Source organism: Pseudomonas sp. Q1 (assembly GCF_009935975.1).
GTDB classification, from domain to species: Bacteria; Pseudomonadota; Gammaproteobacteria; order Pseudomonadales; family Pseudomonadaceae; genus Aquipseudomonas; species Aquipseudomonas palleroniana.
Genome location: NZ_QODI01000004.1, coordinates 1 through 12,434, shown reverse-complemented (window position 1 = coordinate 12,434; position 12,434 = coordinate 1). Strand labels below are relative to the sequence as shown.

The 12,434-nt window shown below is 57.7% G+C and carries 11 protein-coding genes; 9 read left to right on the top strand and 2 right to left on the bottom strand.

What is annotated here, in order from left to right:
* Positions 1-143: 143 nt before the first annotated feature.
* On the bottom strand, positions 144-488 hold the full coding sequence (locus DK870_RS07425) for a pentapeptide repeat-containing protein (RefSeq protein ID WP_161548357.1): 345 nt from the start codon (positions 486-488) through the stop codon (positions 144-146).
* A 93-nt stretch (positions 489-581) separates the two neighbouring features.
* Entirely contained in the window at positions 582-2,138 is a 1,557-nt protein-coding gene (locus DK870_RS07420; protein ID WP_161548356.1) for a bifunctional aminoglycoside phosphotransferase/ATP-binding protein, read from the bottom strand.
* 118 nt (positions 2,139-2,256) lie between these two features.
* Here DK870_RS07420 and mrcB point away from each other — a divergent pair, with 118 nt between their 5' ends.
* The 9 genes from mrcB (at position 2,257) to msrQ (ending at position 12,073) form a co-directional block, all read left to right on the top strand.
* Complete coding sequence (mrcB, locus tag DK870_RS07415; protein WP_104995984.1) at positions 2,257-4,581, top strand: penicillin-binding protein 1B; 2,325 nt, start codon at positions 2,257-2,259, stop codon at positions 4,579-4,581.
* Positions 4,582-4,597: 16 nt separating this feature from the next.
* Positions 4,598-5,329 carry a hypothetical protein gene (locus DK870_RS07410; protein ID WP_060752235.1) on the top strand — a complete coding sequence of 244 codons (732 nt, stop codon included), beginning with the start codon at positions 4,598-4,600 and terminating at the stop codon, positions 5,327-5,329.
* Positions 5,329-5,658: a YqcC family protein gene (locus tag DK870_RS07405; protein ID WP_104995983.1), complete on the top strand. Its 330-nt coding sequence runs from the start codon at positions 5,329-5,331 to the stop codon at positions 5,656-5,658. Before DK870_RS07410 ends, DK870_RS07405 begins: the two co-directional genes overlap by 1 nt.
* A 431-nt stretch (positions 5,659-6,089) precedes the next feature.
* Positions 6,090-7,814, top strand: a complete 1,725-nt coding sequence (locus DK870_RS07400) for an acetolactate synthase 3 large subunit (protein ID WP_090365838.1) — start codon at positions 6,090-6,092, stop codon at positions 7,812-7,814.
* Positions 7,815-7,816: 2 nt separating this feature from the next.
* Positions 7,817-8,308 carry an acetolactate synthase small subunit gene (ilvN, locus tag DK870_RS07395; RefSeq protein WP_003176102.1) on the top strand — a complete coding sequence of 164 codons (492 nt, stop codon included), beginning with the start codon at positions 7,817-7,819 and terminating at the stop codon, positions 8,306-8,308.
* Positions 8,309-8,355: 47 nt separating this feature from the next.
* Positions 8,356-9,372 (top strand): ketol-acid reductoisomerase, encoded by a 1,017-nt coding sequence (ilvC, locus tag DK870_RS07390; RefSeq protein WP_060752233.1) that lies wholly within the window; start codon positions 8,356-8,358, stop codon positions 9,370-9,372.
* Between the two features lie 146 nt (positions 9,373-9,518).
* On the top strand, positions 9,519-10,376 hold the full coding sequence (gene pssA / locus DK870_RS07385) for a CDP-diacylglycerol--serine O-phosphatidyltransferase (RefSeq protein WP_060752232.1): 858 nt from the start codon (positions 9,519-9,521) through the stop codon (positions 10,374-10,376).
* A gap of 63 nt (positions 10,377-10,439) precedes the next feature.
* Entirely contained in the window at positions 10,440-11,453 is a 1,014-nt protein-coding gene (gene msrP / locus DK870_RS07380; protein WP_104995982.1) for a protein-methionine-sulfoxide reductase catalytic subunit MsrP, read from the top strand.
* Positions 11,453-12,073 (top strand): protein-methionine-sulfoxide reductase heme-binding subunit MsrQ, encoded by a 621-nt coding sequence (gene msrQ, locus DK870_RS07375; RefSeq protein WP_161548355.1) that lies wholly within the window; start codon positions 11,453-11,455, stop codon positions 12,071-12,073. Before msrP ends, msrQ begins: the two co-directional genes overlap by 1 nt.
* Positions 12,074-12,434 lie beyond the last annotated feature (361 nt).

Here is a 12,434-nt window from a genome sequence, read left to right as displayed (position 1 = left end):
CGCTCAGTAGGAAAAGCGTAGTTCATTGGGCAGAAACGGCTGAAAAGCTATAAGAGTGACGAACACGCTTCAGCCACAAGCAGGCGAGGACTACCGGCGCGCTTGAGGGCGTGCCGGGGGGGGGGGGGGGGGGGCAGGCGCTGTTACTTGGTGCGGTAGCGCAGCCGGGTGCCGAAGTTGACGGACATCAGGATTTCATCAGCGGTCAATTCGGCTGGAAAGTAGGTGCCGGAGATCTGCGCATGCGCCAGGCTGGCACCTTCCAGCGAGCAGTCGCGTAGATCCAGGCCGCGCAGGTCGGCCGAGCGGAAGTAGGCATCGGTGAAGTCCACGTCGGTGGCGTTCAGGTCGCGCAGGTCCAGCCCTCGGAAGTCGCCACCGCGCAGGTTGATGACACCCTCTTTGGGGCGCTCCTGGTTAAAGCCGCGGATATCGTCTTTATGCAGGAGAGCGAAGAGCGGAGTATCAAGAAGCTTGGGCTGACTCATGATGGCGACTCCGATTAGATTTATATTGCCATTATAGTGCCACTATTGCTTGGCCGTGCACCGTAGGTCGGTGACACGACCAAGAAATATTTCTTACAGGCCGGGCAGGCGCTGGCGAATGTGCGCCACGAGTGCGTCGAGCGTTCCGCTCTCATTGGTTTCTACGCGTTTGCTCAGGAGCAGTTCTTCGGCAGTCAGCGGTTCGCGGTGGGCTTGCTGTTCTTCAATAACGCTGAGTGTTGCGTCAGACGGGTCGTTTTTATCTGCCTGACGTTGCGCCAACCAGTTGGCGATAACGGCCTGTGGTGCATTGCAGTCCAGAATCAGGAAAGGCGCGCCCGTGGCTTCGGCTATCTTGGCGGCTGCGTCACGCTGTTCTCGCTTCAGGAAAGTGGCATCGAGCACCACCGGGAAGCCCGCGCGCAATATAGTGTTGGCGATTTCGTTCAGGCGCGCGTAAGTCGCAGCACTGGCGTCCTGGCTATAGATTCCGGCCTGCGGCGTGTTTTCAATCTGCTGCTCACCAAACAGGCGCTTGCGCTCGACGTCCGAACGCAGGCGCACCGCACCCAGGGCTTCAACAAGACGCATGGCGACGTGGCTTTTGCCGACGGCCGAAACGCCATGGGTAATTGCCAGGAAGCGCGACGGAATAGTGCTGTAGCTTTCCGCCAGGTTGGCGTAGTTACGGTACTGGCGCAGGGTGGTAGCGCGTTGCACCGGGTCGGCTTCGCTCGGCATGCTGAACAGCGCAACCTTGGCGCGTACCAGGGCCCGGTAGGCTTTGTAGAAGTTCAGGACTTCAAGGCCCTGATAATCGCCGGTCAATTCCAGATACTGGCTGATAAAACGTCGGGCCAGGGATTTGAGACCGCGGTCTTCCAGGTCCATGGCCAGGAAGCCGGTGTCGGCGTACACATCGGTGAAGCGGAACGGTTCATTGAATTCGATGCAGTCGAAGATCACCACGTTGCCATCGATCAAGGTGGCGTTGCCCAGGTGGATGTCACCGTGGCATTCGCGGGTGAAGCCATCAAGCTTGCGTTGTGCCAGCAATGGTTTGAGGCGTTCGAAGCTGCTTTCGGCCCAGGCTTGCAGCGCTTGCAGTTGAACCAGGTCGGCCTTGTCACTGAGGAACGGGCGGATCTGTTCGAAGTTTTGGCGTACCGGTGCCATTACCTCATCCGGGGTGCCGGCAGGGTGGTCTTGCGGTACTTTCGGCGCGTTGAGGTGGAAGTGCGCGATTTGCCGGGCCATTTCATCGATGTGCGCGCTGGTCAGCTCGCCGTTCGCCTGCAACGTGCTGAGCATCTGGCTTTGCGGGAATTGGCGCATTTTCAGCGCGTATTCGATCACCGGGCCGTCGCCGCCGATTTGCGGGGCGTCAGCGGTACCGGTGATAGGCAACACTTCAAGATACAAATCTTTGGTCAGACGCTGGTTGAGGCGCAGTTCTTCACGACAGAAGTGGCCGCGATCAGCCAGGTTGGTGAAATCCAGAAAACCGAAGTTCATCGGTTTCTTCAGCTTATAAGCATAAGCGCCGGTCAGTATCACCCAGGAAATATGGGTCTCGATGACTTGAAACGCTTCAACCGGGTGAGGGTATAAAGCCGGGTTTTGCAGGGCAGCGATCAGGGACTGGCTCACGGGCGATCCTTCAAAGTCTGGGAGAAATCATGGCAGGCATTATGGCGGCTACAGCCGGTCGTGCAAACCGCTGTCCGGCTCATGTTGATCATCAATAAAGTGCGTATAATCCGCCGCCATGACTCGAACCCGATCTCCCCGTTCCCGTAAAAAACCTCCTTCCCGCGGCCTGCGTCCCTGGTTGGGCTGGGCGCTCAAGCTCAGCCTGGTAGGCCTTGTGGTGCTTGCCGGCTTCGCGGTGTACCTCGACGCTGTGGTTCAGGAGAAGTTCTCCGGCAAGCGCTGGACCATCCCGGCCAAGGTATACGCTCGCCCGCTGGAGTTGTTCACCGGCCAGAAGCTGAGCAAGGATGACTTCCTCACTGAGCTCGATGCGCTGGGCTATCGTCGCGAACCCGTAAGCAATGGCCCGGGTGCGGCTGCCGTCAGTGGCAATACCGTCGACTTGAATACCCGTGGCTTCCAGTTCTATGAGGGCCTGGAAAAAGCCCAGCCGGTGCGCGTGCGCTTCTCCGGCGATTATGTGGCCGAGCTTTCGTCGCTCAATGGCTCGAAACTGCCTGTAGTCCGCCTGGAACCGCTGTTGATCGGCGGTATTTACCCGAAAAACCTTGAAGATCGCATCCTGATCAAGCTCGATCAGGTGCCACCGTATCTGCTGGAAACCCTGGTTGCGGTAGAAGACCGCGACTTCTACAGCCACTGGGGCGTGTCGCCCAAGTCGATTGCCCGTGCCATCTGGGTCAACACGTCCGGCGGCAAGATGACTCAGGGCGGCAGTACGCTCACGCAACAATTGGTCAAGAACTTCTACCTGACCAACGAGCGCAGCCTGACCCGCAAACTCACCGAAGCCATGATGGCGATGTTGCTGGAGCTGCACTACAGCAAGCAGGAAATCCTTGAGGCGTACCTCAACGAAGTATTCGTCGGCCAGGATGGTCAGCGTGCTGTGCACGGGTTTGGCTTGGCCAGCCAGTTCTTCTTTGGCCAGCCGTTGTCCGAATTGAAGCTGCATCAAGTCGCGTTGCTGGTGGGGATGGTCAAAGGGCCTTCCTATTACAACCCGCGTCGTAACCCGGAGCGCGCCCTTGAGCGCCGCAACCTGGTGCTCGATGTGTTGGAACAGCAGGGCGTCGCTACCGCCGAGCAGGTGGCTGCGGCGAAGAAAATGCCACTGGGTGTGACTACTCGCGGCAAGCTTGCCGACAGTTCCTTCCCAGGCTTTATCGACCTGGTCAAACGCCAATTGCGTGAAGACTACCGCGACGAAGACTTGACCGAAGAAGGCTTGCGGATTTTCACCAGTTTCGACCCGATTCTGCAGATGAAGGCCGAAGCGTCCGTCAATGACACCTTCAAGCGCCTGACCGGTCGCAAGGGCTCGGATGAAGTGGAAGCGGCCATGGTTGTGACCAACCCGGAAACCGGTGAAGTCCAGGCCATGATCGGCAGTCGCCAAGCCAGTTTCGCCGGTTTCAACCGTGCGCTGGATGCCGTGCGGCCGATCGGTTCGCTGGTCAAGCCTGCGGTCTACCTGACGGCCTTGGAGAAACCAAGCAAATACACCCTGACCAGTTGGCTGTCGGATGAACCGCTGTCGGTCAAGGGTGCCGATGGCCAGGTATGGACGCCGCAGAACTTCGATCGCCGCTCCCACGGCACGGTGTTCCTGTATCAAGGCCTGGCGCATTCCTACAACATTTCCACCTCGCGCCTCGGGCTTGAAGTGGGCGTGCCGAACGTGCTGAAAACCTTGGGGCGCCTGGGCATCAACCGTGAGTTCCCGGCGTTCCCATCGATGCTGCTGGGCGCCGGTGCGATGACCCCGATGGAAGTGGCCACGATGTACCAGACCCTCGCCAACGGGGGGTTCAATACGCCGATGCGCGGCATTCGCAGCGTACTGACCGCCGACGGTGAGCCGCTCAAACGTTATCCGTTCCAGATCCAGCAGCGTTTCGACGCGGGCTCCATCTACCTGATTCAGAACGCCATGCAGCGCGTAATGCGTGAAGGTACGGGGCGCTCGGTCTATAGCGTGTTGCCGTCCAACCTGACGCTGGCGGGCAAGACCGGCACCAGTAACGACTCTCGCGACAGCTGGTTCGCCGGCTTCGGCCAGGATGTGCTGGCGGTGGTGTGGCTGGGCCGAGATGACAACGGCAAAACGCCGTTCACCGGTGCCACTGGTGCATTGCAGGTCTGGACCAGTTTCATGCGCAAGGCCGACCCGCTGCCGTTGAACATGCCGCAGCCGGACAATATCGTGCAGGCATGGATTGATCCGCACACCGGCCAGGGTTCCGATGCCAACTGTCCGGGTGCGGTACAGATGCCGTATATTCGCGGCAGCGAGCCACCACCTGGCGCCGCGTGCGGTGGCAGTGCGCCTGCTGATGCGGAGTCGGTGATGGATTGGGTCAAGGGCTGGATGAATTAAGCAAAGAGGGTTTCAAGTGAACAAGTGGTGGATTCCAGCTATTACAGCTCTGGCTTTGCTCAACGGTTGCTCCAGTGTGCAACGTGGCTCCATTCCCGTAGTGGATTCGAGCACGACCGTTTCCAATAACGACCGGATTTCGGCCAACGGCGGTTTCCGCCAGACTGTCGTCAAACGTCCTGCCCAGGCCCCTCAAGCCGTGCCGCAGGATTCGGGCGTGGTCGTCATGGTGCCGGGTGCCGGAGCCGCTACCTCGGCGCCGATCAGTGCCGAGCCGTGGACGCCAGGGCCGAGCACTTCGGGCCCAGTGGATTCGACGCCGATCCAGGCCGCACCGATCAACCAGGGCACCTACAACATGCCGCCTTCGACGCCGAGCGGCATTCCATCGTCGAATGCCGGCGGCCTGTCGGCTGACGAGCAACTGGACGGGCCGGTATTGGCTTTGCTGACCACCGCCCAGCAACAGCAGGCCGGTGGTGACCTGAACGGCGCATCGTCGAGCCTTGAGCGTGCCCAACGTGTTGCACCTCGCGAGCCGCAAGTGCTGTATCGACTTGCCCAGGTGCGTTTGGCCCAGGGGGATGCACCGCAAGCCGAACAGTTCGCCCGTCGTGGCCTGACTCTGGCCAACGGTCGCCCTGACCTGCAGGCCAACTTGTGGGCTTTGATTGGTGATGCGCGTGCGGCGCAAGGTGATGCCGCCGGTGCCGCCCAAGCGCGGCAGAAAGCCAAGGTCAGCCTCTGATGGATGCACGTTTTCCCGCGATTGCCGAACAGCTGCTGCTGATTGAGCGCGAGTTGCGTGTGCAGGGCTGGTGGGACGAAGTGCCCCCCAGCGCCGAGGCGCTTGGCAGCACGGAGCCCTTTTCGGTCGATACCCTGGATTTTCATCAGTGGCTGCAATGGATCTTCCTGGTGCGCATGAAGCAGATTCTCGAGCAGGATCTGCCGCTGCCCAACGCGTCGGGAATCCTGGAGATGGCCGACATGGTCTACGCCGATCGGCCGTCGGAGAGCCTTGGCTTGCGTGATGCGCTGAAAAAGTTCGACCAACTGATCGTCGACGCTCGTTAATTGCCTGACTGCCGGTTTTTCCGGCAGTCTTGCGCATATTTCTACCGCTTGACGACATTCAGGCGAGTTTTATCCCTCCTCAAACCCCTTTCTTCTACGTTCTCGTGCGCTTAGTTGGAAAAAAGCGCAATTATTGCTTGACTTGAAGGGGCTGAAACAGAAGAATCCAAAGTCCGCTGTATCGGGACTGCCAGAAGCAGGCCCGCTCGGCAGATCATGAGGCGCATATCCGCGCCGACCTGTAACACCCGCAACGCGTTACCTCGCGCTGGGTGGGAAAAGCCCGCAACACTTGGGACGATCCCAATACTTGCTCAGTCAGTGCTGACGTAGTCGGCGACCACCGTCGCTCATGCTCTGTTGAGAAGTAAACCTATTAAGACCCGTCGGTTTTCAACGGACGGTATTCTGGCGTTTTAGAGGTGAACAACGTGGAGCTTTTATCTGGTGGTGAGATGCTCGTCCGCTTTTTGCGTGACGAAGGCGTCGACTATATCTACGGGTACCCAGGTGGTGCTCTGCTGCATGTTTACGACGCACTGTTCAAGGAACCGGCTGTTACCCACATCCTGGTTCGCCACGAACAGGCCGCGACCCATATGGCTGACGGTTACGCCCGTGCCACCGGTAAAGCCGGCGTGGTACTGGTAACGTCCGGCCCAGGCGCAACCAATGCCATTACCGGCATCGCGACTGCCTATATGGACTCCATCCCGATGGTGATCATTTCCGGCCAGGTGCCAAGCACCATGGTGGGTACTGATGCATTCCAGGAAACCGATATGATCGGTATCTCCCGGCCGATCGTGAAACATAGCTTCATGATCAAGCATCCGTCGGAAATCCCGGAAGTCATGAAGAAGGCCTTCTACCTTGCACAGTCCGGTCGCCCGGGCCCTGTGGTGGTCGATGTCCCGAAAGACATGACCAACCCGGCGGAAAAATTCGAATACGTCTTCCCGAAGAAAGCCAAGCTGCGTTCCTACAGCCCGGCCGTTCGTGGGCATTCGGGTCAAATCCGCAAGGCGGCAGAAATGCTCCTGGCGGCCAAGCGCCCAGTGTTGTACTCGGGCGGTGGCGTGATTTTGGGGGGCGGTTCAGCACCGCTCACCGAACTGGCCAAACTGCTTAACCTGCCGGTCACCAATACCCTGATGGGCCTTGGCGCGTTTCCGGGGACGGACCGTCAGTTCGTCGGCATGCTCGGTATGCACGGCAGCTACACCGCCAACCTCACCATGCACCACGCCGATGTGATTCTGGCTGTAGGCGCACGGTTCGATGATCGAGTGATCAACGGCGCGAGCAAATTCTGCCCGAATGCCAAGATCATCCACATCGACATCGACCCGGCGTCCATTTCCAAGACCATCAAGGCCGATGTGCCGATCGTGGGGCCAGTGGAAAGCGTACTGACCGAAATGGTTGCCGCGCTCAAGGACATCGGCCAAGCGCCGAACAAAGAGTCCGTGGCCAGTTGGTGGAAACAGATCGACGAATGGCGCGGTGACCGCGGCCTGTTCCCTTACGACAAGGGTGACGGCAGCATCATCAAGCCACAAACCGTGATCGAGACCCTGTGCGAAGTGACCAAGGGCGACGCCTTTGTGACCTCCGACGTGGGCCAGCACCAGATGTTCGCCGCGCAATACTACAAGTTCGACAAGCCTAACCGCTGGATCAACTCCGGTGGCCTGGGCACGATGGGCTTTGGTTTCCCTGCCGCCATGGGTGTGAAACTGAGCTTCCCTGACACCGACGTCGCGTGCGTCACCGGTGAGGGCAGTATTCAGATGAATATCCAGGAGCTGTCGACATGCCTGCAGTACGGGCTGCCGGTGAAGATCGTGTGCCTGAACAACGGCGTGCTGGGCATGGTTCGTCAGTGGCAGGACATGAGTTACAACAGCCGTCACTCCCATTCCTACATGGAGTCGCTGCCAGATTTCGTCAAGTTGGTTGAAGCCTATGGCCACGTCGGCATTCGCATCACGGATTTGAAAGATCTGAAGCCGAAGATGGAAGAGGCGTTCGCCATGAAGGACCGCCTGGTGTTCATCGATATTCAGGTGGATACCAGCGAGCACGTCTACCCGATGCAGATCAAAGACGGCTCTATGCGTGACATGTGGTTGAACAAGACGGAGCGTACTTAATCATGCGGCATATTATCTCCCTGCTTTTGGAGAACGAACCCGGCGCTCTGTCTCGTGTTGTCGGCCTGTTTTCGCAACGTAACTACAACATCGAAAGCCTGACTGTGGCGCCAACCGAAGACCCGACCCTGTCGCGCCTGACGTTGACCACCGTGGGTCACGATGAGGTCATCGAACAGATCACCAAGAACCTCAACAAGCTGATCGAAGTGGTCAAGCTGGTCGACCTGTCGGAAAGTGCCCACATCGAGCGCGAGCTGATGCTGGTTAAAGTCAAGGCCACGGGTGCTCAACGTGCCGAGATCAAACGCACCACCGACATTTATCGCGGGCAGATCGTCGATGTGAGTGCCAGCGTTTATACCGTTCAACTGACCGGTACGAGCGACAAGCTGGACAGCTTCATCCAGTCGATCGGGACGGCCTCGATTCTGGAAACGGTACGCAGTGGTGTCACCGGGATTGCCCGTGGCGACAAAGTACTCAGCATCTAACCCAAATTAGCGAATGGCCTTACGGCCTGGATATATAGAGGAACCTCATGAAAGTTTATTACGATAAAGATTGTGACCTGTCGATCATCCAGGGCAAGAAAGTCGCCATCATCGGCTACGGCTCCCAGGGTCATGCACAAGCCTGCAACCTGAAAGATTCCGGCGTTGACGTGACTGTCGGCCTGCGCAAAGGCTCGGCCACGGTTGCCAAGGCTGAAGCCCATGGCCTGAAAGTCACTGACGTGGCTTCCGCCGTAGCTGCTGCCGATGTGGTCATGATCCTGACCCCGGACGAGTTCCAGTCCACGCTGTACAAGAACGAAATCGAGCCGAACATCAAGAAGGGTGCCACCCTGGCCTTCTCCCACGGTTTTGCGATTCACTACAACCAGGTTGTGCCGCGCGCCGACCTCGATGTGATCATGATCGCACCGAAGGCCCCGGGTCACACCGTACGTTCCGAGTTCGTCAAAGGCGGTGGTATTCCTGACCTGATCGCGATCTACCAGGACGCGTCGGGCAACGCCAAGAACGTTGCACTGTCTTACGCTTCCGGCGTGGGCGGCGGCCGTACCGGCATCATCGAAACCACCTTCAAGGACGAGACCGAAACTGACCTGTTCGGCGAACAAGCCGTTCTGTGCGGCGGTACCGTTGAGTTGGTAAAAGCCGGTTTCGAAACCCTGGTTGAAGCTGGCTACGCGCCGGAAATGGCCTACTTCGAATGCCTGCACGAACTGAAGCTGATCGTTGACCTCATGTACGAAGGCGGTATCGCCAACATGAACTACTCGATCTCCAACAACGCCGAATACGGCGAGTACGTGACTGGCCCGGAAGTGATCAACGCCGAGTCCCGTCAGGCTATGCGCAACGCCCTGAAACGTATTCAGGACGGCGAATACGCCAAAATGTTCATCAGCGAAGGCGCAACCGGCTACCCTTCGATGACCGCCAAGCGTCGTAACAACGCCGCTCATGGTATCGAAGTCATCGGCGAGCAACTTCGCTCCATGATGCCGTGGATCGGTGCCAACAAGATCGTCGACAAAGCCAAAAACTAAGTCGTATGTATCAAGAGAAAGCGCGGCCTAGGCCGCGTTTTTTCGTTTGGGAGGACGGGTTCTGGTATAAAGCTGCATCCTTTGCGTGCGAACACTCGCCGCAAGTACTTGTCGAATTTTTTTCACACCGTTGTAAGGTAAAGTCCATGAGCGAACGTCCCGAAGAGCCAAACCAGGCTTCTGACGCCGAAAGCCTGCTGCCGATCGATGAGCATGTCGAAGAAGGGCATGACGCGGAAGGCCGCAAGGTCCGGCATCGTGGTATCTATCTTCTGCCCAACCTGTTCACCACGGCGAACCTGTTTGCCGGGTTTTATTCCATCATCAATTCCATGAGTGCCCAAAGCGCCCTGGCGGCGGGGGATGCGGCGAGTGCCAGCAAGTATTTCGGCTTTGCTGCCATCGCGATTTTCGTCGCCATGGTGCTCGACGGCCTTGATGGTCGTGTAGCGCGCATGACCAATACTCAGAGCGCCTTCGGTGCAGAGTACGATTCGCTATCGGACATGGTTGCCTTTGGCGTTGCTCCGGCGTTGCTGGCATTTGCCTGGGCACTGGGTGATATGGGCAAGGTCGGCTGGATGGTTGCCTTCATCTATGTCGCGGGGGCTGCCTTGCGCCTGGCGCGTTTCAACACCCAGGTGGGAACGGCCGACAAGCGTTACTTCATTGGCTTGGCCAGCCCTGCTGCAGCGGGAGTGGTCGCGGGTATCGTGTGGGCATTCAGCGACTACGGCATCCAGGGTTCGAAAATGTCGTTCCTGGTCGCCTTGATGGTGGCTGCGGCCGGCATGCTGATGGTCAGCAACATCAAGTACAACAGCTTCAAGGAGTTCGACCTCAAGGGGCGGGTGCCTTTCGTGGCGATCCTGATAGTGGTGTTGGTGTTCGCCGTAGTTTTCAGCGATCCACCGCGCATTCTGCTGCTGGCCTTCCTGGTTTACGCGGCTTCGGGGCCGATTCAGTATTTACTGCATCTGCGTCGGGACAAAACGTTGCCTTAATGTAATTTCCCCCATACTCCGCAGTCTATTGGTGCATCAGTCCTCCAACACTGCGGAGTAGCCATGTTAATCAAACTTCCCAAAGCCTCCGATTGTCACGAATCGGATGTCACGCCTGAATCCTTCTACCTTTCTCGTCGTAGCTTGCTCGGTGGTGCGCTGGCCGGCATTGCCGCCACTGGTCTGCCGCGTTGGGCCAGTGCTGGTGATGCTTCGCGTTATGCTGATGTTGAGCCGGGCAAGGCGCCGGCCTGGTTTGCCGAAAAGCTGTCGGGAGCCAAATGGCAGGCGGTTACGGTAAAGGACGAGGCTATTACGCCGTTCAAGGATGCTACCCACTACAACAACTTTTATGAGTTCGGTACTGACAAGGGCGACCCGGCGGCGAACGCAGGCTCACTCAAGACCGAACCCTGGAGTGTGGTCATCGACGGCGAGGTGGCGAAGCCGGGGCGTTATGCCTTGGAAGATTTCATGAAACCTTATCAATTGGAGGAGCGGATCTACCGTTTGCGCTGTGTTGAAGCGTGGTCGATGGTTATTCCGTGGATCGGTTTTCCGATCTCTGCTTTGCTAAAGCAGGTTGAGCCGACATCAAATGCCAAGTACATCCGGTTTGAAACGCTTCAGGACCCTAAGAGTATGCCGGGTCAGCGGTCGAGTTTCGGATTGATCGATTGGCCTTATGTAGAAGGGCTGCGCCTGGATGAGGCGATGAATCCCTTGGCGATCCTTGCTGTGGGCATGTATGGGCGGGAGTTGCCTAACCAGAATGGCGCGCCATTGCGTTTGGTGGTGCCGTGGAAGTATGGCTTCAAGAGTGTGAAGTCCATTGTGCGGATCAGCTTGGTGAGCGAACAGCCTAAGACTACCTGGCAGAGTATTGCGGCCAACGAATATGGGTTCTACGCAAACGTGAACCCTACAGTCGATCACCCTCGCTGGACCCAGGCGCGGGAGCGGCGCTTGCCGAGCGGTTTGTTCAGCCCGAATGTGCGCGAAACGCAAATGTTCAATGGCTATTCGGATGAGGTCGCTTCTCTCTATACAGGTCTCGATTTGCGGAAGAACTATTGATGCGTTATCCCATCTGGCGCATTGGCGTTTTTATAGCGGCGGCGATATGGCCGTTTTACTGGCTGTATGAAGCATGGCGTTCTGTGCTGGGGCCTGATCCTGGGAAAGTGCTGATGGATCGGTTGGGGCTTGGGACGCTGATCTTGCTATTGATCACCTTGAGCATGACACCGCTGCAGAAGTTTAGCGGGTGGGCCGGGTGGATTGCGGTGCGGCGACAGTTGGGACTCTGGTGTTTTGCGTATGTGGTTCTGCACCTGGCGGCTTACTGCGTGTTTATCCTTGGGCTTGATTGGTCGCAATTGGGAGTGGAGCTGCGTAAGCGGCCTTACATTATTGTCGGTGCGCTGGGGTTCATTTCCTTGTTGGCGCTTGCGGTGACCTCAAACCGCTATAGCCAGCGCCGGTTGGGTAGCCGTTGGAAGAAGCTGCACCGTCTGGTGTATGTCATTCTGGGGCTCGGTTTGCTGCATATGTTGTGGATCGTGCGGGCTGATCTGAAGGAATGGGCTATCTATGCGTCTATAGGTGCTCTGCTTTTAATGTTGCGTTTGCCTCCAGTGATGCGCCGGATCCCTCGTCTTATTGCGAAAAAAGCCCCCTCTGCAACAAAAACGTAATTATTGCTTGACGGCAAATTGTATCTGTCTATAATTCGCCCCACTTCCGGCGCACTCGAAACTGAAAACTCCTTGTTAAACAAGAAGTTACGAAGATTCAGGCAGCGAAAGGCTTCAATTCATCGAAGCCCAGAAGGAGTTGGTAGGGCGGTGTTATTTGGCTCTATCAACGGTTCGATCTTCTCGGTCGAAAGCGGAGAAAAAGAGGTGTTGACAGCAGCGTGTAACGCTGTAGAATTCGCCTCCCGCTAACGAGAGATCGTAAGCGCAAGTGGTTGAAGTTATTGAAGAAATCTTCGAAAGCTTCTGAAAATAATCACTTGACAGCAAATGAGGCTGCTGTAGAATGCGCGCCTCGGTT